Source organism: Bordetella tumbae, from assembly GCF_054780995.1.
In genome coordinates, this window is sequence record NZ_BAAGVG010000023.1 from 63,253 (window position 1) to 90,122 (window position 26,870).

The 26,870-nt window shown below is 60.8% G+C and carries 18 protein-coding genes; 10 read left to right on the plus strand and 8 right to left on the minus strand.

All coding sequences use genetic code 11. The annotated features are described in order from the left end of the window. Positions 1–7,653 carry an SDR family NAD(P)-dependent oxidoreductase gene (locus ACYVI2_RS22765; RefSeq protein WP_415821154.1) on the minus strand — a complete coding sequence of 2,551 codons (7,653 nt, stop codon included), beginning with the start codon at positions 7,651–7,653 and terminating at the stop codon, positions 1–3. Positions 7,654–8,357: 704 nt separating this feature from the next. Then, complete coding sequence (locus ACYVI2_RS22770; RefSeq protein ID WP_415821153.1) at positions 8,358–9,485, minus strand: branched-chain amino acid ABC transporter substrate-binding protein; 1,128 nt, start codon at positions 9,483–9,485, stop codon at positions 8,358–8,360. 322 nt (positions 9,486–9,807) lie between these two features. On the opposite strand from ACYVI2_RS22770, the gene ACYVI2_RS22775 reads away from it, so the two are divergent. The 5 genes from ACYVI2_RS22775 to ACYVI2_RS22795 all read left to right on the plus strand — a co-directional run bounded on the left by ACYVI2_RS22775 (position 9,808) and on the right by ACYVI2_RS22795 (position 15,094). Continuing rightward, positions 9,808–10,407, plus strand: coding sequence for an RBBP9/YdeN family alpha/beta hydrolase (locus tag ACYVI2_RS22775; protein ID WP_415821152.1), 600 nt, complete (start codon positions 9,808–9,810; stop codon positions 10,405–10,407). Between the two features lie 559 nt (positions 10,408–10,966). Then, positions 10,967–11,941 carry a tripartite tricarboxylate transporter substrate binding protein gene (locus ACYVI2_RS22780; RefSeq protein ID WP_415816525.1) on the plus strand — a complete coding sequence of 325 codons (975 nt, stop codon included), beginning with the start codon at positions 10,967–10,969 and terminating at the stop codon, positions 11,939–11,941. An 81-nt stretch (positions 11,942–12,022) separates the two neighbouring features. Beyond that, entirely contained in the window at positions 12,023–12,499 is a 477-nt protein-coding gene (locus ACYVI2_RS22785; RefSeq protein WP_415816527.1) for a tripartite tricarboxylate transporter TctB family protein, read from the plus strand. A 4-nt stretch (positions 12,500–12,503) separates the two neighbouring features. Continuing rightward, on the plus strand, positions 12,504–14,012 hold the full coding sequence (locus tag ACYVI2_RS22790; protein WP_415816529.1) for a tripartite tricarboxylate transporter permease: 1,509 nt from the start codon (positions 12,504–12,506) through the stop codon (positions 14,010–14,012). Beyond that, the gene (locus ACYVI2_RS22795) at positions 14,009–15,094 is read left to right on the plus strand and encodes an Ldh family oxidoreductase (RefSeq protein ID WP_415816531.1); all 1,086 of its coding nucleotides are present in this window, start codon (positions 14,009–14,011) and stop codon (positions 15,092–15,094) included. Before ACYVI2_RS22790 ends, ACYVI2_RS22795 begins: the two co-directional genes overlap by 4 nt. A 37-nt stretch (positions 15,095–15,131) precedes the next feature. Here ACYVI2_RS22795 and ACYVI2_RS22800 read toward each other — a convergent pair whose 3' ends face one another. The 6 genes from ACYVI2_RS22800 to proC form a co-directional block, all read right to left on the minus strand. Then, on the minus strand, positions 15,132–16,211 hold the full coding sequence (locus ACYVI2_RS22800) for a sn-glycerol-3-phosphate import ATP-binding protein UgpC (RefSeq protein ID WP_415816533.1): 1,080 nt from the start codon (positions 16,209–16,211) through the stop codon (positions 15,132–15,134). 46 nt (positions 16,212–16,257) lie between these two features. Then, complete coding sequence (gene ugpE, locus ACYVI2_RS22805) at positions 16,258–17,085, minus strand: sn-glycerol-3-phosphate ABC transporter permease UgpE (protein ID WP_415816535.1); 828 nt, start codon at positions 17,083–17,085, stop codon at positions 16,258–16,260. 18 nt (positions 17,086–17,103) lie between these two features. After that, a complete protein-coding gene (gene ugpA, locus ACYVI2_RS22810) occupies positions 17,104–17,985 on the minus strand; it encodes a sn-glycerol-3-phosphate ABC transporter permease UgpA (protein ID WP_415816537.1) in 882 nt (293 codons plus the stop codon). A 189-nt stretch (positions 17,986–18,174) separates the two neighbouring features. Further along, positions 18,175–19,488: a sn-glycerol-3-phosphate ABC transporter substrate-binding protein UgpB gene (gene ugpB / locus ACYVI2_RS22815; protein WP_415816539.1), complete on the minus strand. Its 1,314-nt coding sequence runs from the start codon at positions 19,486–19,488 to the stop codon at positions 18,175–18,177. Between the two features lie 203 nt (positions 19,489–19,691). Continuing rightward, positions 19,692–20,270, minus strand: coding sequence for a queuosine precursor transporter (locus tag ACYVI2_RS22820; RefSeq protein ID WP_415817110.1), 579 nt, complete (start codon positions 20,268–20,270; stop codon positions 19,692–19,694). A 125-nt stretch (positions 20,271–20,395) separates the two neighbouring features. Next, positions 20,396–21,229, minus strand: coding sequence for a pyrroline-5-carboxylate reductase (proC, locus tag ACYVI2_RS22825; protein WP_415816541.1), 834 nt, complete (start codon positions 21,227–21,229; stop codon positions 20,396–20,398). Positions 21,230–21,631: 402 nt separating this feature from the next. Here proC and ACYVI2_RS22830 point away from each other — a divergent pair, with 402 nt between their 5' ends. From ACYVI2_RS22830 to ACYVI2_RS22850, 5 genes are all read left to right on the plus strand, one after another. Next, the gene (locus ACYVI2_RS22830) at positions 21,632–22,747 is read left to right on the plus strand and encodes a high-affinity branched-chain amino acid ABC transporter substrate-binding protein (RefSeq protein WP_415816543.1); all 1,116 of its coding nucleotides are present in this window, start codon (positions 21,632–21,634) and stop codon (positions 22,745–22,747) included. Between the two features lie 107 nt (positions 22,748–22,854). Continuing rightward, on the plus strand, positions 22,855–23,781 hold the full coding sequence (gene livH, locus ACYVI2_RS22835; protein WP_415807831.1) for a high-affinity branched-chain amino acid ABC transporter permease LivH: 927 nt from the start codon (positions 22,855–22,857) through the stop codon (positions 23,779–23,781). Continuing rightward, positions 23,781–25,016, plus strand: coding sequence for a high-affinity branched-chain amino acid ABC transporter permease LivM (locus ACYVI2_RS22840; protein ID WP_415816545.1), 1,236 nt, complete (start codon positions 23,781–23,783; stop codon positions 25,014–25,016). The genes livH and ACYVI2_RS22840 overlap by 1 nt, the downstream gene beginning before the upstream one ends. Continuing rightward, positions 25,013–25,780 (plus strand): high-affinity branched-chain amino acid ABC transporter ATP-binding protein LivG, encoded by a 768-nt coding sequence (gene livG / locus ACYVI2_RS22845; RefSeq protein WP_415816547.1) that lies wholly within the window; start codon positions 25,013–25,015, stop codon positions 25,778–25,780. Before ACYVI2_RS22840 ends, livG begins: the two co-directional genes overlap by 4 nt. Then, entirely contained in the window at positions 25,780–26,481 is a 702-nt protein-coding gene (locus ACYVI2_RS22850) for an ABC transporter ATP-binding protein (protein ID WP_415817112.1), read from the plus strand. Before livG ends, ACYVI2_RS22850 begins: the two co-directional genes overlap by 1 nt. The last annotated feature ends 389 nt before the right edge of the window (positions 26,482–26,870 follow it).

The following is a 26,870-nucleotide window of genomic DNA, read 5'->3' on the forward strand; positions in this document are numbered from 1 at the left end:
TCAGTGGATCATGCGTTTGCTGTTGATGTTCCCTGATTTTAGTTCATCGGCGAATTTGGCCATGGCTTCGGCCGGGACTTCGTCGGTGTGTTGTGAGACAACTTGCTCGACTTGGGCCAATACCGTGTCCTGTTCGGCATGGTCGCCCTCGCCGCGCAGCAGTTGGATCAAGCGGTCAGCCAGCTTGGACAAGGTGGGGCTTTCGTTGAGCGCCATGACCGGCAGACGGATGCCAAACCGGTTTTCCAGGGCGACGACCAGCTCGACGCCCATGAGGGAATCGAGACCCATGTCGTAGACCGAGACGTCGGGATTGATCTTGTCGGCAGATACACGCAGGATTTCGCTGACTTCGGTCTTGAGCATCTCGACGAATACGGGATGCAAGGCTGCATCGTCCATGGTCGCCAATAGATGCGAGATATCGCGGGCGTCGCCGTCGTCGTCGCCGCTGTCGCTGCTGCGTCGGGCCAGGACGCTGAATTTAGGTGTGTTGGCGCTGGGCAGGAAACGGCGCAGGGCGCGCCAGTCCAGTTCCAGCACGCCCAGGCCGCTGGCGTTGGCCAGCAGCATGTCTTCGAGGGCGTGCAGGGCTGCGTCAGAGGCCAGCGCTGCGCCACCCATGCGGCTTTGCAGGGCGTCCTTGATTTTCTTGTTGCGCGCCAGGTAGCCGACGTCGTCGATCGCGCCCCAGCGTACGCAGGTGGCCGGACGGCCTTGGGCGCGGCGCTGGCGGGCCAGGCCCTCCAGCCACATGTTGGCAGCAACGTAGTTGGCTTGGCCGGGGTTGCCGAACAGCGTGGTGCCGGACGAGAACATGACAAAGAAATCCAGCGCCAGGTCTTGCGTGGCGGCGTCCAGATGCTGTCCGCCCAGGACTTTGGGGGCGAGCACACGCTGGATCTGTTCGGCAGTGGCGTTGCGGATCAGGCCGTCGTCGATGACCATGGCGGCGTGCACGATGCCTTTTAACGGCGGCATGGCGCTTTGGATATGCGTGACCAGGTCGTTGACGGCCTGTGCATCGGTGACGTCGCAGGGCGCGGCGTGGACGGTGACGCCGCGGGCTTGCAGCTCGGCGATGGCCTCTTGTGCCGTCTCGGACGCAGGGCCGCTGCGGCTGACCAGCGCCAGATGGCGGGCGCCTTTGTCGGCCAGCCATTGAGCGGTGCGCAGGCCAAAGCCGCTGAGGCCACCGGTGACCAGGTAGGTGGCCTGCTCGGGCAGTGTCAGTGTGGCGGCATCGGCGGTCGCGGCGGCGGCGTGCGTGTGACGGATGCCGTTGCGATAGGTGATGACGATTTTGCCGATCTGGCGCGCCTGCTGCATATACCGGAAGGCATCGACGATGTCGTTGGCGTCGAATTCCTGATAGGGCAAGGGATGCAGCACGCCCTGGGCAAAGAGCGCCATCATTTCGCCGAACAAGCGGCGGGTCAGGGCGGGGCGCTCGTGCATCAGTTGGTCGGCATCGATGCCAAAGTAGCTGATGTTGTTGCGGAACGGGCGCAGGCCGATGCGGGTGTTTTCGTAGAAATCGCGTTTGCCCAGTTCGAGGAACCGGCCAAAGGGTTTCAGGACACGCAGGTTGCGGTTGACGGCTTCGCCGGCCAGGGAGTTCAGGACCACGTCTACGCCTTGGCCTTGGGTGTCGGCCAGGATGTCGTCGGCATAGGCCAGCGAACGCGAGTCGTAGATGTGCTGCACGCCCATCAGGCGCAGGAAGTCGCGTTTTTCTTCAGAGCCTGCGGTGGCATAGATCTCGGCGCCGCGGGCTTGTGCAAACTGGATGGCGGCAATGCCGACGCCGCCTGCCGCGCCATGGATCAGGACTTTTTCGCCTTCTTCGAGCTGAGCCAGGTGGTGCAGCGCGTAGTAGACGGTAAAGAAGGTGCTGGGGATCGTCGCCGCTGCCTCGAAGGAGATGCCTTCGGGGATGTGGGCGATGGCGCTGGCTTTGGTAAAGACGCGGTTGGAGAAGCTGGCCGGGCCAAAGCCCACGACCGAGTCACCGGGCTGGTAGTCGCCTTCGGCCTGCGGGCCGACGCGCCGCACGGTGCCTGCGAATTCCAGGCCCAGCGTGGGGCCGGCAAAGCCGTTTTCGATGGCTTCGTCCGACAGCAGGCCCAGGGCGTACATCACGTCGCGGAAATTCAGGCCGGTGGCGTGGACGTCGATTTCCAGTTGATCCTCGGCCAGTTCGGCCGCCGGACCGGCTTGCCAGCGCAGATTGCGCAGCTGCCCCGGGAATTCAAAGCCCAGGCTGATCTGGTCTGCCGTGTGATCCTCTGCAGCAGCGTTGGACGGACGCGGCAGGCCGTGCAGGCGGGGCGCGTAGCGCTCGCCATTGGCCGTCAGCGCCGCCTCTTGTTCGGCGTCAGGGTGGCACAGCTCGCGCACCAGGGCGTTGATCAATACGTCGGTGGGCTCGGCATGGGGCAGATCCAGCAGGCGCACGCCGTAGTTGGCGGCCTCGTTCATCATCGTGCGGCCAAAGCCCCACAGCGGCGTATCGTTCAGGCCGGCGGACAGGGCATCGGGCGCGGCCAGATGCTGCGCAGCGCCTGCAGTGATGAGCCAGAGGGTGGCTTTGCTATTGCTGCGTTCGAGCGTCTGAGCGGCGGAGGCGGCCAGGGCGCAACGGCGGACTTGCGTCTGCAGTTCGGTGGTGTGGCTGGCCGCACTCGGAATCAGACCGTCCAGGTGGATGACGCCATGAATGGCGCCCAACTGGCTGGCGGCTTGAGCCAGCAGTACATCCAGATTGGCGCAATCGACGTCGCGTTGGATCAGTGTGCGATGGCCTGCTGCGTTCAGGGCCGTGGTGATGGCCCGGGCCAACGCCATGTTGGTGTCTTGAGATCCCGCGAGCAGCAGCCAGCCCGGCTGTTCGGGCTGTGAAGCCGCTTGCGTTGCGGCAGCCGGAGCAGGGACCACAGGCTGTACGGTGGCAGACGCCGCGGTGGCGACCGCGCTCAGCAGATAGGGGCCCGACAACGACTCGGGAACGAACTCCAGGACCGGGCCGCAGGTATAGCCTTGTTGTGTCAGCATGTCCTGCCACAGGCGGGCAGGATACTGGCATGAGGCACGCAGTCCGTCGGCGTCGGCCGGAGTCCACCAGGTGGCTTGCGCACCAGCCACGAAATCCAGCCACGCGACGGGATGATGGCCGAGCAGCAGCAAGGTGCCGCCGGTCTTCAGATGCACTCGGGCATACTCCAGCGAGCGCAAAGCGTCGTCGGGGCTGGTGGTGTCGGCATGCAGGACGATCAGGTCGTAGTATCCGGATTCATCGGGTTGCGAGGAGCCGTCGATGAGGCCGCACGAGGCATCGGGATACGCATCGAGCAGGCGCTGCGCGTGTTCGATGGCGGATTGCTGCGTGGAAACGTAGCGGTAGTCGGCCAGATCGAAATCCAGCGCTGTGCAGCAATGCACCGCAAAGGCCGGTGCGTAGGCGCTGATTTCCAGTACGTTCAACCGTGTACCGGCAGGCAATTGGTTTTGTGCCTGCGTCAGCAGGGTTTGCAAGCTGGCACCGATGCGCTCGCGAGCCTCGGTGCCCAGGATCTGGTGCGTCAGCGCGCTGGGGGAGGCGTCAGCAGGGCAGACACTATCCAATGTGACCTGGCCCTGCAGGAGTCGGCCCAGATGCAGGCCAACGCGGCCGACGGCATGCACGATGTGCGCATAGTCGGGATATTCGCGCAGCAGGCTGTTCCAGATGTCGATGACATCGGGCGCGTTGTCTTCCTGGACAGGGATGCCCCAGCCCGAGGGCGAGCGTTCCAACAGGCCTGTGTCGGTGGCGCGCGCCAACAAGTGGTCCAGCAAGGCAGCGGCATCGGGCGACGCTTGGCGGCAGCGCTCGACAGCGTCGTTGTACAGATGGTGGCCGTTAGGCGCCAACGAGGTCAGCGCCCGGACAAAGAAATGGTCGCACAGGCTGTCCAGCAAGGGCTCGATTTCGTGGGCGTAACGTATATGCGTCTGGTCCTGCGCGGCGCTGGCGGCCAGGGCAGCCCAGGCCTCCGAAGCCGCGTCGGCATCCAGCGCACTGATTCGGCTGCGCGGATCCAGGGCATGTGGGCGAGGCACGCCTGCGTCGTCGACAAAGTCCAGCGTGTCGCCAGCCGTTTTGGACAGACGGATGCTCTTGAAGCGGGCTTCGCGCACAGCGGCGATTTGTTCGCCCGCGGCGTTGTAAATGTCGAATTCGGCCGTCAGCGAATGCGGTGCACGGCGCAACAGGCGTGCGCGCACGAAATGCGGCACATCGGTCTCTGAGCGCACGGCCAGTCGCCCGATCTTTGCGGGCACGAAGGCGACGCCTTGACCCATGGCGGGGTCGTCGCGCAACAGTTGGATGATCAGCTGGAACGTGCAGTCCAGCAGCGCCGGATGCAACAGGCTGCGTGGTAACTGGTCTTGCAGGACCGCCGCAGGCTGCAGGACAGCCAGCACGGTATCGTCGGATTCTTTCCAGCCATGATGGACGGCACGGAACGCATCACCGTAATCCAGGCCCACCGCGCGAGTCAGCAAGGCATGACTGTCGGTCGTGAAGTCGTAGGGACGCTCGAGTGCTCGCACAGGGGCGCCTGTAATCAGGGCGTCGCTGGCCTCGCGCAGAATGCGGGCCGAGGCGTGCAGGGTCCATGGCTCGGGGCTGCCTACGTCTTTGGCTTGAATCCGCATGCCGCCGTCAGAGGTATCGACCGTCACGCGGGTGCGTTTGGACGGTGAGGCGGCCAATAGCAGCGGGGCGCGGATCTCGAGCTCTTCGATTTCCAGCCATTGGGCCGGCTGCCATTGCTGTGCCGCGGCCAAGGCGATCTCGGCGAATCCGCTGCCAGGAAATACGGTAGCGTCGCCCACGATGTGGTCGGCCAGCCAGGGATATAGCTTGGTATCGAGCTGGTTTTCCCAGATGCCTTCGTGCTGGCTGAGCGGGTATCCCAGCAGGGGGTGGACCTTGGCGCGCTGCAACTGGCCCAGCGAGTCGGCGCTGGTCGGGTGCCAATAGCGCTCGCGTTGCCAGGGGTAGGCGGGCATGATGACGTGGCGGCCTTCCCAGGGGAACAGGTCTTGCCAGTCGATTTGCGCGCCGCTCAGGATGGCCTGGCCAGCGGTGTCATGAATGCGGGCGGGATCGTCGTTGCCGCGGCTGGCGGTCAACAGGACACGGCCCTTGCGTTCGATGCTGTTCAGGGCGTCGTTGACGTACGAGCGCAGCACCGGATGCGGGCCGACTTCGATGTAGACGTTGTCGCCTCGCTCGACCAGAGCGTCGATGGCCTGGTGAAAACGTACCGGTTCACGGACGTTGCGCCACCAATAGTCTGCGCCGAGTTTTTTGCCGTCCAGCAGTTTGCCGTCTACTGACGAATAGAACGGCGTGTGGCCTGCCTTGGGTGCCAGGCCGGCCAGGGCTTGTTGCAGGTCTGCCTGGATGGGGTCCATGGCAGCACTGTGAAAGGCATAGTCCAGATCCAGGCGCTTGTAGAAGATCTGGCGTTCGGCCAGGACAGCCTCTACGGTGCCCAGCGCGGCTGGGTCGCCCGCCAGGGTGGCGCCGCGCACACTGTTGTAGCCGGCGACGCACACGGCGTTCGTGAGCTGCAGTTCGGTCAACAGGGCGAGGGCAGCGCCGCCGTCTATCCCGACGGCAGTCATGCAGCCATGGCCCTTGGTGCTGCCTTGCAGGCGGCTGCGATGGAATATGACCTGAACTGCGTCGGCCAGGGTCAACGCGCCGCATGCCCAGGCGGCGGCGACTTCGCCGACGCTGTGGCCGATAACGCCGGTTGGCAAGATGCCGCGCTGCGCGAGCATGCGGGTGATGCCCACCTGAATCGCGAACAAGGCCGGTTGCGCGACTTCGGTGCGTGCGTATTGGTTGGCGCTGTCGGTGCGTGCGAGTTCGTCGCCCAGGCGATAACCGGACAGGGGAGCAAACAACGTATCGATTTCGTGGACAGCTTCGGCAAAAACCGGATCGGCCAGCAATTGGCGGCCCATGCCGTCCCACTGTGAGCCGTTCCCCGAATAGACGAATACCGCGCCTTGTGCGTCGGGCACGGCGCTGCCGGACGCCACGCTGTAGCGGGGAGCGTCGCCATCGGCGAATTGGGTCAGGGCCTGTGCGACTTGTTCGCTGTCGGTGCCGTAGACGACGGCGCGTTCGGCGTGCCATTCGCGGCGCATGGCGGCGTGGTAGGCGACGTCGTACAGGGCGCGTCCGGGCTGACTTTGCAGGACGCCCGCCAAGTCACGGGCGGCGGCCTTCAGTGCCTCCGGCGTTTTGCCGGACACGATCACGGGCACCGCTGCGGTGTTGGCCAGCTTGTCGGCGGGATCGTTGTCGGCTTCGGGGGCGCTTTGCAGAATGACGTGGGCGTTTGCGCCGCCAAACCCGAACGAGTTGACGCCGATGGTCAGCGTGCCGCTGGCGGGCAGGGCATAGTTCTCGGTGGCAACGGAGATATTCCAGCTGTCGAACTCGATGGCCGGGTTCAACGTCTTGATGCCGATGGTGGCGGGCACGACGCGGTGTTGCAGGCTGTAGATGGCCTTGACCAGGCCGGCGACGCCAGAGGCCGCCTCCAGGTGACCCAGGTTGCTCTTGACCGAGCCGATGGTCAGGGGCTTGCCCGCGCCGCGGGGTTGGCCCAGTGCCGCGCCGATGGCACGTGTCTCGATAGGATCGCCGACGGCGGTGCCGGTACCGTGGGCCTCCAGGTAATCGATGTCGGTGATGTCGATTCCGGCGCGTTCGTACACCTGCTGCATCAGCGAAATCTGTGCATTGGCGTTGGGTACGGTCAGGCCGGATTTGCGGCCGTCGGTGTTGACGGCGCTGCCCGCGATGACGGCCAGGATGTGATTGCGGTCGGCGACTGCCTGGTCGTAGTCTTTCAGCAGCAACAGGCCGCCACCCTCGGAACGGACGTAGCCGTCACCCGCGGCGTCGAAAACCTTGCAGCGCCCTTCGGGCGACAGCATCGAGGCTTTGGAAAACGTGATGAAGCCATAGGGGTGCAAGTGCAAGCTGATGCCGCCTGCGATGGCCTGCGTGGTTTCGCCCGTCATGATGGCGCGGCAGGCCTGGTGCACAGCGACCAGTGCCGACGAGCACGCCGTGTCCACGGCCATGCTCGGGCCGTGCAGATCGAACAGGTAAGACAGGCGGTTGGCCGCGATACTGGACGTATTGCCCGTCGCCATCGAGGCGTCGACAGCGCCCATATCGTCAGACAGGCGATAGGAATAGTCGGCGCTGGCGATGCCGATATAGACGCCGCAGTCGCTGCCGCGCATGCGCGAGGGCGCTATGCCGGCGTTTTCGATGGCTTCCCAGCACAATTCCAGCAGCATGCGCTGCTGCGGGTCCATCAGAGAAGCTTCGCGCGGCGAGATGCCAAAAAAATGTGCGTCGAAACCGGAAATATCCCCCAAGGATCCAGCAGAGAAGGTATAGGCAGTGCCGGGGTGGTCTTTGGCAGGGTGCAGATAGGCGTCTTGCTGCCAACGGCTGGCGTCGACTTGGGTGACCAGATCGCGTCCGGCCATCAGGTCATTCCAATATCGCTCGGTATCCGTTTGCGGAAACCGGAACGAGAGCCCTACGACGGCAACACGTTTTGCCATGAATGAAATTCCTTCAACAACAGCTCTTGAGAGCCTTTTGATTTTGTTTTGCTGGCAGCCAGTAGCCGCACAACTGATACACCAGCCCACGAGGCGCTGGACATACTGGCTGCGCCTGCCAGTAATCGCCCAAGCCGCGCCGATTATCCGACGGGTAAAGCCAGACTATCTGCGATGAAGTGGAAGACGGTGTGCCCGCTGCTTCTCAAGGCAGGGCAAACCGCTAACATACTGATACCTATGCCATAAAAAAGAGGCTCGGCCATTATGAAGGGAGTATCCGTAGAGTTCGAGTTCGCAAATTTTACTGTTTATATTGTGTCTGCAAGATCGTAAGGCGATATGTAGAAAAATATAGATACAATTCGCCCTGTTATCGCCGCTAATGCGGACAAGAAAACAGCTATTTCTCGGGAAATACGGGAAATCCTCTTTGTTATCTAGCCGGTAATTGCTGCATTTGTTATTAAATAAATGAAAATTATGTAACTAAAACAGCGGTTAATTATAATTCACGGCCGATTAGACATTTCTTGTTTCGTGATGTGGTTTCTATACGAAACTTTGAAAATAATTGTCAAGACTGGGGAAATTGTACGGAAATAAAGCAAAACGGGGCTCCGAGAGCCCCGTTTATGTGACCCGGATATCCGGGTTTTTGATACTAATGAGCGCTTGAGTTACCTGATGGCGATCAGGCGATATTACTTATAGGCCGTCTTGCTGCCGTCTTTGTGCCAGGTAAAGACCTGGAATTCGAATTCGTTCAGATCGCCTTGTTTGTTCCATGACGTTTTGCCGATGGGAGTCTGGAAGGTATTGGCGTGCAGGTATTGAGCGACCTTGGTCGGATCGGTGCTGCCCGCGCCCTTGATGCCGTCGGCAATGACCTGAGTGGCCGCATAGGCGGTCAACTGGAACGCGCCGCTGGCGTTGCGCTTTTTGCTTTCGAATGCTTTGACGATATCGGCGTTGGCCGGATTTTGTGTGAAATCGGCGGGCAAAGTCAGCAACATGCCTTCGGCGGCAGGACCGGCGATGGCGTTGATGTCCGGGTTGCCGACACCCTCGGGGCCCATGAATTTGGCCTTGACGCCTTGTTCGGCGGCCTGGCGCAGCAACAAGCCCATTTCGGGGTGATAACCACCGTAATAGACGAAATCCACATTATTGGATTTCAGTTTGGTGATGACGGCGGAATAGTCGCTGTCGCCTGCGTTAATACCCTCGAAGACCGCGACTTTGGTGCCGGCCTTTTCCAGATCGTTTTTAACGGCGGTGGCGATACCCTGACCGTAGGATTGTTTGTCGTGCAAAATCGCGACGGTTTTGGGCTTGAGCGTATTCAGAATGAATTTCGCGGCGGCGGGGCCTTGTTGGTCATCACGGCCTATGGTGCGGAAAATAAACTCGTAGTTTTTGCCGTCGGTCAGGGCAGGAGAGGTGGCCGAGGGCGTCACCATCACCACACCCTCATTGTTGTAGACGTCGGCAGCCGCGATCGTGGCGCCCGAGCAGACGTGGCCGACGACAAAACCGATTTCGTCATTGACAATGCGGTTGGCCGCGACCGGCCCTTGTTTGGGCTCGCATCCATCGTCGATGATGACGGTTTCCAGTTTTTTGCCATCCACGCCGCCGGCAGCGTTGATCATCTCGACGGCTGTATCGACCCCCTCGCGCACCATGGCGCCGTATTGAGTCACCGGACCTGTAGTCGGGCCGACGACGCCAATTTTGATGCTCTCTGCCTGCACGCCTGCAGAGACCGTGAGGCCTGCCGCGAGGCTCAGCGCAGCCAGTACCGGGCTGAGGCGAAATGTTTGTTTCATGAGGGATCTCCTTGGCTTCATATTTCGTATTCAGGCGGGGCAGACCCTGGTCTGTGCACCCGCTCAGTGCACGGCAAGCATACCTGAAACAAGCCCCGCTTTGAGGCGCAAACGGGGGCGTAAGCCCCCTCGCAAAGGGGAGGGAAATCCCGTATCAAAGCACAGGGCCCCGCTGTTTCCGCGCTGCGCCGGGGCAATCGCGTCAACAGAAAACGCGGAACCCAAGGGGCGGATGACGGCCGTTTCTATATGCAAATCCGTATATATACAAAAGACGATTTATTCGTTTGCCATCATAAGACTGCGCGGCATCATATCCGCCATGAGATTCCAACCGATTATCGTTCCGGGCTGGAAGGATTCCGGCCCCGGCCATTGGCAAACGCGCTGGGCGCACTGTCTACCGCATGCGCAGCGTGTGCAGCAGCCTGATTGGGACAATCCCGATCCGGCGGTCTGGCATGCGACGGTGGCGGCCTATGTCGACCGCGCGGCGTGTCCTGTGCTGTTGATCGCCCATAGCCTGGGGTGCCTGGCATCCGTAAGCCTGCCGGTTCCACTGCGAGCCAAGGTCGCGGGCGCGCTGCTGGTGGCGCCGCCTGATGTTGAACGCCACAGTGCGCCGGATGGCATACGCGCATTCGGCCCGGTCCCATTGCATTCGCTGCCATTCCAGTCCGTCGTTGTTGCGAGCGACGATGATCCGTATTGCCGGCTGGATCGTGCCCATCAGTTTGCGTCGGCGTGGGGAAGCCGTATCGAGGTGCTCTCTGGCGCCGGGCATATCAACACGGAAAGCGGCTTTGGCGATTGGCCCTACGGTCTGAAACTGCTCACAGCCCTGCGCCGTCGAGCTATCTGGCGTGTCGCTGCGCCGTTACCCCGGGTATCGCCTGTGCAGGAGTCTGTGGCGTTGCCTTGATGCTGGGATTGAGTGCTATTGGACGTCGAAGCGGGGCAGTGACCGTGTTGGCGCTTCACGGAGTCGGTCGGCCGCCTGCGCGGCCGACACCGCTTCGTCAACCTCGTCGCTACGCTCCTTCGGTTTCCCTCGCTCGACTCCGAGGCGCGCCAACACGGTCACTGCCCCGCTTCGACTCACAGCATCTCTGATTCCCTCGTCGCTGGCACGAGCGGTCTACGTAGGCTTCGTAGGCGATGATTTCTGCAAGGACGAAGATCTTGCAGGGCGGCTATTCATTGGCGCCTACGGGCGCGCCAATGAATAGCGTTCGTGATCTGCATGCGAGGGCTTTGGCGTTGGTGGCAAACAGGAGATCTCTCGAGCAATGGGTTCTCGTAGGCCAGTAGGCGAATCGTTGATTGCTCTGCTAATAACGATCAATTAAGATGGTTTCACACTATCACAGAGCGTCTGTTGTTATTTCAAAATGAGGGTGCAAGTACACATTGCGCCCCTATCGTAGCTGACCGGATCCGGCATCCGCCGGGCATTCCACGAAGGACCTGGAGACAATACGATGAGGAAACACCGCTTACTTGGATGGGCGTTAGCGCTGTGCGCTTTTTCTCCGCTGGCATACGCGGATTGGCCTGAAAGGCCTATCACGATGTATGTGGCGTGGGGCGCTGGAGGAGGTACCGATGCCACAGCGCGCATCATCGCCTCGCTGCTGGAAAAGGAATTGGGCCAACCCGTCAACGTCGTCAACCGCACGGGCGGCAACGGGGTCGTGGGACATGCAGCGATTGCCAAGGCCCGGCCTGATGGCTATACGTTGGGCATGTTGACGGTCGAGATCGCGATGATGAAGCACCTGGGCCTGACGTCTCTGTCGCCCGCGGACTATACGCCGCTCGGGTTGATGAACGTGGATCCTGCTGCGGTTTCTGTCAGCGCCTCGTCTTCGTACAAGACGATGGGCGATTTGATGGAGGCGATCAAGGCGAATCCCGGCAAACTCAAGGCATCAGGCACGGGTCAGGGCGGTATCTGGCACATTGCGATCGCCGGTATGCTCAAGACCGCAGGTCTGGACCCAGCGGCGGTCCCGTTTGTGCCATCCAACGGCGCGGCACCGGCCATGTTGGAATTGGCCTCTGGCGGTATCGATATCGTGCCGACCTCCTTGCCAGAGGCGCGTCCGATGATCGACGCCGGTAAGGCGAAACCATTGGCGGTGATGGCCGACAAGCGCGAGGTGCTGTACCCCGATGTGCCAACGTTGAAAGAATCTATCGGCGTAGATTGGAAGATCGGCGTGTGGCGCGGCATCGCAGGTCCCAAGGGCCTGCCCGACGATGTCACCAAACGGATGGTGCAAGCGCTCGACAAGATCAATCACAGCAAGGAATACCAGGACTTCATGAAGCAGCGCGGCTTTGGCATCGGCTGGGCCGGCGGTGCCGAGTACGGCACATTCATGCAACGTTCGATGGATGATTTCGGGCAAGTGATTTCTGCTATTGGCATGGCGCGCCCCGCGCCGCAGTAGCCAATCGGCATCGTTGCCGCATCGCATTCCCCGGCCTGTTGTGTTGGCCGGGGTGTCGAACCCTCATTTAAAAGAGGTCCCATGAAATTCGACGATATTCGAATTGGGATTGTGCTGGGCGTTTTCTCTGTATTTACTTTCGCCGTTGCGCGCATGTTTCCCGTGATTCCTGGCCAGCATTTTGGCGCGAGTCTGTTTCCGACGCTGATTTCAATAGGTCTGTTTATTTGTTCTGTGTTGCTGGTGATCCAGGGATGGCGTGCGCGCCGTGCGGGCGCTGCGCGCGGCGGCTGGCCTGCGTGGTTGCGCGATCCGCTGGCGGTGCTGCGTTTTCTGATGGTGCCGATTTCCCTGGTGTTTTATTTCATGGCGGCTGATTGGCTGGGATTTTTGCCTTGCTCATTCTTGTTGCTGCTGGTGATGCAACGCCTGTTTGGCGTGCGCTGGGTGCGCGCGTTGATGGTGGCGCTGATTGTCTCGCTCGTCATTCATGTGATGTTCTACAGTGTGCTGCACGTGCCATTGCCGTGGGGTCTGCTCGAACCGTTGGCGTGGTGACATCATGGCATCTGAACATATCTATCAGGCATTGCTGCAGGTAGCCGACCCGTTTGTGCTGGGCGTGATTTTGCTGTCTGCGATATTCGGTCTGTTTGTGGGGGCGGTGCCCGGGCTGAGCGCGACGATGGCAGTCGCGCTGCTGGTGCCCATCACGTTTTTCATGGACCCGATCCCCGCTATCGCGATGATGGTGACGGCCACGGCGATGGCGATCACGTCCGGGGATATTCCGGGGTGTTTGTTGCGCATACCAGGCACGCCGTCGTCGGCAGCCTATACCGACGAGGCCTACAGCATGACGCGGCGGGGCTTGGCGGATCAGGCCTTGGGCGCGAGTATCGTGTTCTCGTGTATTGGCGGGCTGTTCGGCACGTTTGTGTTGATCACGTGCGCGCCGATGCTGGCGGATTTTGCGTTGAACTTTACGTCGTACGAGTTTTTCTGGCTGGTGGTGCTGGGCCTGTCGTGCGCGATATTCATTTCGCCATCGAGCACGCTGCGGGGCTTTGTGTCGTTGCTGATAGGGCTGTTGCTGGCCTGTGTGGGGATGAACAATCCTGCGGCGTATCCGCGTTTCACGTTCGGCAACGATGACATGCTCAATGGGGTGACGCTGTTGCCGATGATGGTGGGGATGTTTGCGGTGTCCGAGGTGCTGCGTTACGCCACGGATATCAGTCAGCGTCCGGTGGATATCAAAGGGCGCATCGGGAATATTTTCACGGGCATGGGCGGATTGATGCGCAAGTATCCTGCCAGTGTTGCGCGCGGCAGTGTGCTGGGAACCGTGGTGGGTATTCTGCCTGGGGCGGGCGCTGACATCGCGGCCTGGATGTCGTATGGCGTGAGCAAGCGTTTTTCGCGCGAGCCAGAGAAATTCGGCACCGGCCATGTGGAAGGGATCGTCGAGGCCGGGGCCGCCAATAATTCCGCATTGGCCGGCGCGTGGATTCCCGCATTGGTGTTCGGGATTCCGGGGGATTCCATTACGGCGATCGTGATCGGTGTGCTGTATATGAAAAATATGACGCCGGGACCGATGATTTTTACCAACAGCCCGGTCGAGATGTATGCGGTTTTCGCCGTGTTCGTATTGGCGAACCTCATCATGTTGCCGTTGGGTTATCTGGCGGTAAAGACGGCAAAGCAGGTGCTGAATGTGCCGCGCAATGTGTTGATGCCTATCATTCTGCTGTTCTGCATCGTGGGGACTTTTGCCATCAACAACAGCGTGTTTGATGTGCTGGTGATGTTGGTAATGGGCGTGCTGGCGTATCTGATGGAGGAGAATGACTTTCCGATCGCACCAGCTGTGCTAGGGGTAGTGCTGGGCGGGATGCTCGAAGAGCATTTCGTTTTCTCGATGATCAAGGCCGATGGGAATTTCTGGGCGTTCTTCAGCCGTCCGATTGCTTGCGGCCTGGGCGTTCTGGCAATCCTGGTTTGGTTGATACCGCTGTGCAAAGGCGTATATCGCATGTCGATGCAGAAAAGGAGCGTGACGGCATGAGTCATGATGAGGTTGGGGTGTATGAAGCTGGCGCGCTACGGGAATTTGCCGAGCGAGTGTTGGTGCAGGCCGGGATGCGTACAGATATCGCGGCTACCGTGGCCGATGTCTTGGTCGAGGGCGATTTACTGGGACATACGACGCATGGCCTGGCGCTGTTGGCCCCCTACGCCGCGGAACTGCAGCAAGGCCGCATGGCCAATGACGGCGAGCCCGAGGTCTTGTCTGACAAAGAGGCCGCGGTGTTGTGGGATGGCCGGCGTTTGCCTGGTCCCTGGCTGGTGTGCCGCGCGATTGATGAATTGCTGCCGCGTGCGCGCCGTTTCGGTTCGGCAACCCTGGTCATCCGGCGCAGCCACCATATTGCCTGCCTGGCCAGCTATCTGTTGCGCGCGGTTGAACAAGACATGTTGATCGTGTTGGCCTCGTCCGATCCAGCGGCACGCAGTGTGGCGCCTTTTGGCGGCACGCAGGCAGTGTTCACACCCAATCCTATTGCCGCAGGCATCCCCGCGGCATCACCGTTGTTGATCGACATCTCCGCGTCGATCACGACCAATGGCATGTCTGCACGTCTGGCGCAGCAGGGCAAGCAGTTCGACGAGCCCTGGTTGATCGATGCGCAGGGTCATCCCACGCGTGATCCGTCGGTATTGTTTGCTCAGCCGCCGGGCACTATCTTGCCCGTGGGCGGGATTTCCGCAGGGCACAAGGGCTATGGCCTGGCTTTGCTGATCGAGGCGCTGACCGGCGGGCTAGGCGGTTATGGCCGCGCCGACGGCGCCCAGGGGTGGGGGGCTACGGTGTATTTGACGCTGCACGACACAACGGGTTTTGGTGGCAAAGAGGACTTTCATCGGCAGATGGATTGGCTGGCTCAGCAATGCCGCGAGAATTCGCCTCGGCCCGGCGTGGACGCGGTGCGATTGCCGGGTGATCGGGGGCTGGCGCTACGGGCGCGGCAGCTCAGTCAGGGCGTGTCCTTGGACCCCACGATTGTGCCGGCGTTGCACAAGTTGTCCGAGACGTGGTCCGTGCCGATGCCGCCAGCGATTCAGGTGCGTGCAGACCGCAGCGTTTAGAGGTTGATCACGCCACGCTGATGGATTCACCGCATCATCAGAGTCGCCGGCCAGTCTCTACGTCGAACCAATGCAAGGCATGCTGGCCGTCCGAGTCCAGATGAATCGAATCGCCGGGTTTGAGCGGTGTGGCGGCCAATAGGCTGGTGGGACAGCGGACGACGATAGGCGATTGACCGCAGCGGGCGTGCAGGAGCTGTTCCGAGCCCAGGGTTTCGATCATTTCGACTTCGGCGGGGATGCCTTGGCCATTGAGATGGATGTGTTCGGGACGTATGCCCAGGATGACGGGTCGGCCACGCACGGCGGCGGGGACTTGGTCTGCGGGGATTTGCAGGGTGATGCCGTCCTGGGTCTGGACGCCGCCGTCGGCGCTGGTGTTGACAGTGATCAGGTTCATGGGCGGTGAGCCGATGAAGCCTGCGACAAAGGTGGAGGCCGGTTTTTCGAAGACCTCCATGGGAGTGCCGATTTGCTCGGGGACGCCCTGGTTCATGACGATCATGCGGTGGGCCAGCGTCATGGCCTCGACTTGATCGTGCGTGACGTACAGGCTGGTGGTGCCCAGGCGCCGATGCAGTTTCATGATTTCCAGACGCATGGCCACGCGCAGTTTGGCGTCCAGGTTGGAGAGGGGCTCGTCGAACAGAAAGACTTTGGGTTCGCGCACGATGGCGCGGCCCATGGCGACGCGCTGGCGTTGGCCGCCGGACAGTTGGCGCGGGCGGCGGTCGAGCAGCTTGTCGAGTTCCAGGATCTTGGCGGCGGCGTCGACGCGTTTGCGTATGTCGTCCTTGGAGAATTTGCGGATTTTCAGGCCGTAGGCCATGTTGTCGAACACGCTCATGTGCGGGTAGAGCGCATAGTTCTGGAACACCATGGCGATGTCGCGTTCGGCCGGCTCGAGTTGGTTGACGACTTTGCCGTCGATCAGGATCTCGCCGCTGGTGACAGTTTCCAGTCCGGCGACCATCCGCATCAGTGTGGATTTGCCGCAGCCGGATGGGCCGACGATCACGATGAACTCGCCGTCTTGCACGTCTGCGTCGATGCCGTGGATGACGGCGACGTTGCCGGCATAGGTTTTCTTGACGTTGCGAAAGCTCAGGGTTGCCATGAGATGTTCTTTGCGTAAGCGGCTGCCCAGGTGGTGGGCGGCACGGTTATTTTTCGGTATCGACCAAGCCTTTGACGAACCACTTTTGCATCAGGATCACGACCAGTACCGGCGGGATCATGGCCAATAGCGCGGTGGCCATGGTGATGTTCCACTCAGTGACACTGTCGCCGCCGCTGATCATGCGTTTGATGCCGATGACCACGGGATACATGTCTTCCTGGGTGGTGATGAGCAGCGGCCAGAGGTATTGGTTCCAGCCATAGATGAACTGGATGACAAAGAGGGCGGCGATGCTGGTGCGCGATAGCGGCAGCAGCACGTCGCGGAAAAATCGCAGCGGGCTGGCGCCGTCGATGCGCGCGGCTTCGACGAGCTCATCGGGAACGGTCAGAAAGAACTGGCGGAACAGGAACGTCGCGGTGGCTGAGGCGATGAGCGGCAGCGTCAGGCCGGCGTAGCTATTGAGCAATCCCAGATCGGCGACGACTTTGTAGGTGGGCGCGATACGGACTTCGACAGGCAGCATCAGGGTGACGAAGATCATCCAGAAAAAGAACATGCGCCCCGGAAAGCGGAAATACACCACGGCAAAGGCCGAGAGCAATGAGATGGCGATTTTGCCCAGCGAGATGACCAGTGCCATGATCAAGCTGACGTACAGCATGCTGCCCACGCCAGCGTTGGTCAGGGCGCGCGTGTAGTTCTCGACAAAGTGCGGGCCGGGCAGCAGCGACATCGGTGCGGCGGCGACTTCCTGGGCGGTCTGGGTCGAGGCGACAAACGTCACATACAGCGGAAAGGCGACCAGAGCCACCCCGCACAGCAGGATGATGTGAGCCAGGATGTCCAGCCAGGGACGGCGTTCAACCATGATGCGTAGCCTTTTTGATCAGTACTGGACTTTGCGGTCGATGTAGCGGAACTGCACGACCGTGAGTGCGACGACGATGACCATCAGCACGACGGACTGTGCCGCCGACGACCCCAGGTCCAGGCCGTTGAAAGCGTCGCTGTAGACTTTGTAGACCAGGATGGAGGTGGACGTGCCGGGGCCGCCTTGCGTGGTGGTGTCGATCACTGCAAACGTATCGAAGAACGCGTAGATGACGTTGACGACCAACAGAAAGAACGTGGTCGGCGACAGCAGCGGAAAGACGATGGTCCAGAATCGGCGCGTAGGTGACGCGCCATCAATCGCGGCGGCCTCGATCAACGAGCGCGGAATGGATTGCAGGCCGGCCAGGAAAAACAGAAAGTTGTACGAGATCTGTTTCCACACTGCGGCAATGAGCACGAGCATCATGGCCTGATCGCCATCCAGGCGCGGATTCCAGCCAATGCCCATTTTGCCGAGTGCGACGGCCAGGATGCCGACCGACGGCGAAAACAGGAACAGCCACAGCACGCCGACGACGGCAGGCGCAACGGCGTAGGGCCAGATCAGCAGGGTTTTGTACAGACCCGCACCGCGGATGACGCGATCAGCCATGACGGCCAGCAGGAGCGAGACTGCCAGCCCGACAAAGGCCACCAGCGCCGAGAACACGGCGGTGACGCGGAAAGATTCCAGATACGCCGTCTGGTTGAACAGATCAACGAAATTGTCCAGGCCTACGAATTCGGTAGATAGGCCGAAGACGTCCTGCAACTGGGTTGACTGCCACAGGGCCTGTCCCGCAGGCCAGAAAAAGAACACCAGCGTGACCGCAATCTGCGGCGCCAGTAATAAGTACGGCAGGGTCTTGTGTCGAAAGACGACGCGTTTTTCCATGAGGCAAGCCCTGGTCAGCTAGCAAAAAGTACTGTCAATGTAATTTGGAAATACGTATAACGGCAAAAAAAAGCCCCCACGCTGCGCCTTTGGCTTGCTGCCCCCCGAGGGGGCGTTTTTACCTTGGGGCGGCCCGGCGGTAAAAAAATACGGCGGCCCTCACCGAGAAAGCCGCCGTGATGACAGGTTTTACTTCACGCTTTTTTCGAATTTCTCGAGCAGCTCGTTGCCGCGCGTGACCATGGTCTTGATGCCGTCCTGGGCGCTGGTCTTGCCGGAAACGATGCGTTCGATTTCCTGGTCTTCGATTTCACGGATTTGCGGCAGGTAGCCCAGGCGCAGGCCGCGGGATTGCGCGGTGGTCTGGACGTTCAACTGCTTGACGCCGACTTCCGTGCCCGGGTTCTTGTCGTAGTAGCCGGCCTTTTTGGTTTGCTCGTAGGCGGCGACGGTGACGGGCACGTAGCCGGTCTGTTGGTGCCAGCGGGCAGCGATCTCGGGGCTGGCCAGGAAATGGAAGAACTTTGTCACTCCCTTGTAGACCTCGGGCGATTTCTTGGCAAAGACCCACAGCGATGCGCCGCCGATGATGGTGTTTTGCGGTGCGCCTTTGACGTCGGCGTAGTAGGGCAGGGTCGAGGTGCCGAATTCGAATTTGGCGTTCTTGGCGATGTTGGCGCGCAGACCGCTGGAACCTGTGATCATCGCGCATTTGCCGCCGATGAACAGCGAGTTGGGCTGGTCGCCGCGGCCGCCGTACATAAAGATGCCTTCTTTGGCGAGCTTGGCCAGGTTGTCCAGGTGGCGCACGTGCAGCGGCGTGTCGATCGCCAGGCGGGCGTCCAGGCCGCCAAAGCCGTTGTCTTTGGTGGCGTAGGGTACGTTATGCCAGGCTGACAGCGTTTCCAGCTGAACCCAGGACGGCCAGGACGTGGTGTAGCCGCATTCTTGGCCAGCGGCCTTGAGTTTCTGACCAGCGTCGGCGAGTTCTTCCCAGGTCTTGGGCGGTTTTTCGGGATCGAGGCCGGCTTTCTTGAAGGCGTCCTTGTTGTAGTAGAACACCACCGTCGAGCTGTTGAACGGCATGGAGATCAGCTTGCCGTCCTGCGACGAGTAGTAGCCCGCAACGGCGCCGATAAAGGCTTTCGGATCCAATGGCTCGCCGGCTTCTTCGGACATCTCCTGGACCGGTTTGACGGCGCCCTTGGCGTACATCATGGTGGCCGTGCCGACCTCGAACACCTGCAGAATATCGGGGGCGTTGCCGGCGCGGAACGCGGCGATGCCGGCGTTCATCGATTCGCCGTAGTTGCCTTTGTAGACGGCATTGATCTTGTAGTCGGGGTTTTTCTGGTTGAATTCCTGGACGAGCTCATTGACGCGTTCACCCAGCGCACCTTCCATCGAGTGCCAGAATTGGATCTCCGTCGCGGCGTATGCCGAGGTCGCGGCAAAGGCCGTCATTAGTGCGGCAAAGGTGAGGGCTAGGCGTTGCGGTCTCATGGATTTTTTCTCCGGGTTGCGTGCGTAGTGTGGCCAATGGTATTGGGCCGCAATGAACACGACACCTTATGTATGGGGTGTGACAGAGTTGTGACTTTTACACCACTGGGGGGCGCTGTCAAATATCTGTAGTAGCTTGAATGACACAGCGCTGCGAACGGCGCCGCGAGGCAGCCGCCGCACGGCGCGAAAGTGTCAGCAGGCTATCGAACGCCGCAGCCCGGCTGATCGCAGCCCGGCCTATCGCGGCCCGGCCGATCCAGAGGCTCGGGCCGGGCTAGATTCCACATGAGTGCGCGGAACGGAGCCAGCATGCTGACGTTGACGACCAGCTTGATGGCCAGGTCGCCGAGCATCCAGGTTATCCACGGCGTCCCGGTCGCGGCAAAGGCCACGCTGAAAAACACGGCGGTATCGAGCAGGGCGCCAACGGTGCCCGACAGCAGAGGTGCGCGCCACCAGCGCTGATCGCGCAGCCGGTCAAAGACCTGGATATCGGCCAATTGCGCGCAGATATACGCCAGCCCTGATGCCAGAGCGATACGGGGCGAGGCCAGCCAGATCGATACGGCGAGTGCGACGGCAAAACCGACCCAGGCGACGCGGCGCGCAGCGCTCGGGCCAAAACGGCGGTTCAGGACATCGGTGACCAGAAACGCGATCGGGTATGACAGTCCGCCCCAGGTCAGCCAGTCGTTGAGCGGCACCTGGACCAGGATGTTGGACCCGACGACGATCAGGCCCATGCAAAAGACGGCCACGGCGAACTGACCCGGCGTCATGGCCTGGAAATGGCGGGGTGTTGGTGAGCCTGGGCTGATGCTGGCCGAACCAGGCTTAGGGGTATTGAGGTTCATTGCTTGCATGGAGGGTATCTGACATCGGGATGTCAGATACCCCCTGGGGCTTATTTGCCGAATTCGTCGGCGAGCTCTCGCGAGCGCTGCGCTGCGGCTTCGAGAGCCTGGCGCACGGTGCCGCGCAGGTCGGCCTGCTCAAAAACCTGCAACGCAGCGGCAGTGGTGCCGCCTTTGGAGGTGACGCGTTCGCGTAATACCGAGGGCGAGTCGCTCGCCTGCTCGGCGAGCTTGGTGGCGCCAGCCAGCGTGCCCAGGGCCAATTGATGGGCCTGGTCGGGGCTCAGGCCAACGGCCACGCCGCCTGCAATCAGGGACTCGAGGAACAGGAAGACATACGCCGGGCCGCTGCCGGACAGGGCGGTGACCGCGTCCAGGGCGGCATCGTCCGCCACCCATACGACCTGGCCTACCGAGGCCAACAGGCTTTCGGCCAAGGCGCGGCCCGCATCATCGACGCCGGGCAGGGCAGCCAGGCCCGAGACGCCGGCGCCGACCAGCGCGGGCGTGTTGGGCATGCAGCGCACCAGGTTTTGCCAGGGCCGGCCGGGCTCGCCCAGCCACTCGGCCAAGGTGTCGGCACGTATGCCTGCGGCCACGCTAATAATGAGGGTGTCGGGCTGTAACCACTGACGTGTCGCGGCGACGGCATCGCGCAGTTGTTGCGGTTTGACGGCATAGAGCCAGACTTTGCTGGCTCGCAATGCCTCGTCCGGCGCGCCTGCAGCTGTCGCACCGCGTTGGCGCCAGGCGTTCTGGATGTCGGCATTGGGGTCGACGACATGCAGGTTGCCGGCGGGGCAGGTTTTCCCGGCGAGCCCGCTGGCCAGCGCCGAGGCCATGTTGCCGCCACCGATAAAAGCGATAGAGAGGTCGTGATTCATGGCGTGATTGTAGCTGGCAGCCAGGAAAATGGGCGCGAAACGTCAGTGTTTTCCAGGAGTATTTATCATTTGCAAGCTTGACGTAAGTAAGTTGATGAATACTTGCCCGCCTCTTTTTCCCAGGGCAGCGGGGGAGTTCGGTCATGAAGCGGCTGCGTGCGCAATGCCTTGCAAATAGGCGGCGCACCATGGCGAGATTGCTGCGATGCGTCCCTGAATATTGGGCATTACACGATATTGGGGATTACACGCAGTGACAGGGTGTCAGGCAGCTTTCAGAATACCGCCCACGCTGTACTTTTGCCCAAGAAGCCGGCAATGCACGTCTCTGGGGCCGCCGGGTATCCCCCGTCGATGCCAAAGCCGTACAACGCTGTCCATCCTATCGCCGGAGAATATCGAATGAAGCTTCTGCATCGCGTTAACCCCATCGCTTTGGCCCTGGGTTCGTTGCTGTTGGCTGGCGCTGCCCATGCAGCCGACACTATCAAGATCGGCATGCCCCAGCCCATGACTGGCCCCAATACTCAATACGGGACGCAGATCCAGGCCGGCGCGCTGACCGCCATTGAAACCATCAACGCACAAGGCGGTGTCAAGGGCAAAAAACTCGAAGCCATCCTGATCGATGACGGCTGCGAGCCCAAACAGGCCGTGCCTGCCGCGAACCGCGTAGTCAACTCCGGCGCCAAGTTCGCCGTGGCGCACGCGTGCTCGGGCGTAACGGTGCCTGCTGTGAACGTCTATGAACAAGAGGGCATCGTCGCCATCACCCCGGGGGCGACCTCGCCGCTGGTGACGGACACGACCAAGCCGCATTTCTTCTTCCGTACGATCGGCCGCGATGACCAGCAAGGTCCGTTCGCTGCGAATTACATCGCAAAAACGCTCAAGCCCAAGAAAGTCGCCGTGCTGCACGACAAGCAGACCTACGGCTCGGGTGTGGCCTCGCAGGTGAAGGCCTCCCTGGAAAAAGAAGGCGTGAACATTGCCCTGTACGAGGGTATCAACGTTGGCGATAGCGACTATTCGGCCGTGATCACCAAGCTCAAATCCGCGGGCGTGGACCTGGTCTATTTCGGTGGTTATCACCCCGAACTCGGCCTGTTGCTGCGCCAGTCGCGCGAGCAAGGCCTGAACGTGCAGTTCATGGGCCCCGAGGGTACCGCCAACCAGGATCTGGTGGCGATCGCCGGCCCGGCTATCGAGGGCTTGCTGGTCACGTTGCCGGCTGACTTTACCAAGATGCCCGGCAACGAAGGCATCGTGAAGGCCTTCAAGGACGCCAAGCGCGATCCGGACGGCGCGTTCCAGATGCCGGCCTATGCCGCCGTGCAGATCCTGGCCAAGAGTATCGAGGCCGTGGGTGAGGATCCCGCCAAGGTTGCAGACTATATGCACAGCCATTCGTTCGATACCGGTATCGGTAAAGTCGAATACGACGCCAAGGGCGACTTGAAAGACTTTGAGTTCGCCGTATTCAAGTGGGACAAGGACGGTAAGAAAACCCAGCTGTAAACACGCGAGGCCTTGGCTATCCGCCGAGGCCTGTCCGCACGCCCAGGTTTCCGGCTCCGGGTTGTTGTTACCGGGGCCGGTGCCATTTGGAGCATAGGTAATTATTCATGTCAGACCTTATCCCTCAACTTACCCAGCAGATCTTTAACGGTCTGTCTCTGGGCGCGATTTACGCGTTGATTGCCATCGGCTACACAATGGTCTACGGCATCATCGGTATGATCAACTTTGCTCACGGCGAGATCTATATGATCGGCGCCTATGTGGGCCTGGTCACATTGACCGCGATTGGTACAGGCAGCGGTTTGCCTTTGCCGTTCATGGTGGCTGCCATGTTGTTGGTGGCGATTGTGGTGACCGGTATTTATGGTTTCAGTGTCGAGCGCGTGGCCTACCGGCCGGTACGCGGCAGCCAACGGCTGGTGGCGCTGATTTCCGCTATCGGTATGTCGATTTTTCTGCAGAACTGGGTCGCATTGGGCCAGGGCGCACGCGATATGGCGGTGCCGTCGCTGGTGTCGGGATCGCTGCAGTTCCACATGGGCACGGACTTTGATGTCACGCTGCCGTATTCGCGCATCATGATCATTGTGGTGACGGTGCTGTTGATGATCGCACTGTCGCTGTTTATCAAGTACTCCCGTATGGGCCGTGCATCGCGCGCTTGCTCGCAAGACATGCACATGGCCAATCTGCTGGGTATCGATACCAACCGGGTGATTTCGTTCACCTTCGTTCTGGGAGCGATGCTGGCGGCGGTCGGTGGCGTGTTGATCGCCATCACGGTCGGCAAGCTCAATCCTTTCATCGGCTTTCTCGCCGGGATCAAGGCGTTTACGGCGGCAGTGCTGGGCGGTATCGGCAGCATTCCCGGCGCGATGTTGGGCGGGGTGTTGCTGGGGCTGGCGGAAACGCTGGCGGCAGCCTATATCTCGTCGCAATACAAGGACATCGTGGCTTTCGCGCTGCTGGTCTTGATTCTGCTGTTCCGCCCGACCGGGCTGCTCGGCAAACCTGAGGTGGAAAAAGTCTGATGGCTAATAACACGCTAAAGAACGCTTTTATGGCGGCCGTGTTGACGGCTGTCATTGTGATGCCGGTGTTTGGGCTGCAACTGATTCGTCAGGGCGCACAAACCCATCTGGAATCCCGCTGGGACTTGGTGGCACTGGCCGCCGCAGTGGTGTTCGTTTTTCAACTCTTGCGCCCATGGTTGGCGGTGCCGTTCCGGCGTCTGAAAACCAGTGTGCCGGTATTGCCGGCAGCACCGACCAAAGGCCGTAAATGGATCTTTGTCCTGCTGATCGCGGCTGCCGTGATCTGGCCGTTCTTCAGCGGCCGCAGCTCGGTGGATATCGCGACGCTGGTGTTGATCTACGTGATGCTGGGCCTGGGCCTGAATATCGTGGTGGGTTTCGCAGGGCTGCTGGATCTGGGCTTTGTGGGCTTTTATGCGGTGGGGGCGTATACGTATGCCTTGCTGTATCACTGGGCCGGATGGGGTTTTTGGGAGGCGCTGCCTTTCTCGGGGGCCATGTCTGCGTTGTTCGGTTTCGTCCTAGGATTCCCGGTGCTGCGCTTGCGCGGGGATTATCTGGCGATTGTGACGCTGGGGTTTGGTGAAATCATTCGCCTGTTGTTGATCAATTTGAATTTCTTCACGGGCGGACCGGACGGGATTTCGGGGATTCCGAAACCGACTGTGTTCGGCTTTGAAATGACGCGCCGTGCGAGCGAAGAAGGCACTCAGACATTTCATCAGTTGATGGGCTGGACGTTCGATAACCAGCACATGGTGAACTATCTGTATTTGATGGCGCTGGCGCTGGCATTGGTGACCTTGTTCGTGTCCACGCGCTTGATCCGTATGCCGGTGGGACGCGCGTGGGAGGCCTTGCGCGAGGACGAAATCGCTTGCCGTTCGCTGGGGTTGAACCCGACGCGGATCAAGCTGTCGGCCTTTACGCTGGGCGCGATGTTTGCCGGTTTTGGCGGCGCGTTTTTTGCGGCTCGCCAAGGCATGGTGAATCCGGAGTCGTTTACCTTCATCGAGTCAGCACTGATCCTGGCGATCGTGGTGCTGGGCGGTATGGGGTCGCAGGTGGGCGTGATTCTCGCGGCGATTCTGTTGACCGTGCTGCCCGAGGTGGCGCGTGAGTTTGCCGAGTACCGGATGTTGATGTTCGGTCTGGTGATGGTGTTGATGATGATGTGGCGTCCACAAGGGTTGTTGCCCATGAAGCGTCCCCACGTGGAGCTGGATAAATGAGCGAAGCCTTGTTGAAAGTATCTGGCCTGACGATGCGGTTTGGCGGGCTGTTGGCCGTCGACAGTGTGGGGTTCGAGGTCAAGCGTGATGAGGTCTTTGCCATCATCGGTCCTAATGGGGCGGGCAAGACGACCGTATTCAACTGCGTGGGCGGCTTTTACAAGCCGACCGGCGGCGAGATCATCATGGATGGCAAGCCCATCACCGGTTTGCCCAGCCACAAGGTGGCGCATCATGGGTTGGTGCGCACTTTTCAGAATGTGCGTTTGTTCAAGCAGCTGACGGTGTTGGAAAACCTGTTGGTGGCGCAGCATACGCAGGTGGAATCGCGTCTGTTGCCAGGGCTGTTGAAGCTGAAATCGTACCGGCAATCCGAGAAAGATGCCTTGCAGCGCGCCGCGCAATGGCTGGATTTCATGGGGTTGCGTGAGTACGCCAATCGTGAGGCGGGCAATCTGGCGTACGGCCACCAACGTCGTCTGGAGATTGCGCGCTGCATGATTACCAAGCCGCGCTTGTTGATGCTGGATGAGCCGGCCGCGGGCTTGAATCCCCAGGAAAAGCGCGATCTGCAGCATTTGATCGACCAGTTGCGTCGGGAGTTCGGTGTGGCGGTGCTGCTGATCGAGCACGATATGAGCCTGATCATGGGCATCTCGGACCGGATTCTGGTGATGGAACACGGCAAGCCCATTACCACGGGCACGCCGGATCAGGTGCGTAACGACGAACGCGTCATTAAAGCGTACCTGGGGGAAGAATGATGCTGAAGCTGGACAATATTCATACCTACTATGGTGCGATTCAGGCGTTGAATGGTGTGTCGGTCGAGGTCAATCAAGGTGAGATCGTCACGTTGATCGGCGCGAACGGCGCGGGCAAGACGACGCTGTTGATGACGGTGTGTGGGAATCCTCGGGCGAAATCCGGGACGATCACATTTGAGGGCGAGGATATTACCCACAAAGAAACGCATCACATCATGCGTAGCGGGATCGCGATTTCGCCTGAGGGCCGTCGGGTGTTCAAGGACCTGACGGTGGCGGAAAACCTGATGATGGGGGGCTTTTTTGCTGACCGTCATGCGATCGAGGCGGGGCTCGAGCATGTGTACAAGCTGTTCCCGCGTCTGAAGGAGCGGGCTGCGCAGCGGGCGGGGACGATGTCTGGTGGGGAACAGCAGATGCTGGCGATCGGGCGGGCGTTGATGACGCAGCCCAAGTTGCTGTTGCTGGATGAGCCTACGCTGGGGTTGGCGCCGCTGATTATTGCGCAGATCTTTGAGATTATCCGGACGATACGCTCTGAGGGGGTGACGGTGTTCTTGGTTGAGCAGAATGCGAACAAGGCGCTGCAGGTGGCAGATCGCGGGTATGTGCTGGAGAACGGGAAAGTCGTGCTGCAGGATACGGGGGCGAACTTGCTGGTTAATGATGCTGTGCGGAAGGCTTATCTAGGGGCTTGAGGTCTTGAGGGCCTGACGTTTGGGTGCTTAATGGTGACTGTCGTTTGAGTTCTTAAACGTGCCTGCCGCGTACCCGAATGGCGTGCCAGCCCGTTCGGCCGGTCTGGACGCCTGCGCGTCCAGACTGCCCTTCGGAGATCACGTCAGACGGGGCGGCTGGGCAAACTCGCTCCGCTTCGCTCCACTCAAACATGCCCAGCCGACTACCCCCCGTCTGACGCAATCTCCTCGGCGGCCTCAACGGGCCGGCACGCCATTCGGGTACGTGGCAGGCACTTAGCGTAATGGCAATACGGCAGGGCGCCCCGCACACATGTCTAACTGACTATCTTCCGTGTGACGTGATTTCCTCGGGGGCTTCAACGGACCGGCGCGCCATTCGGGCACGC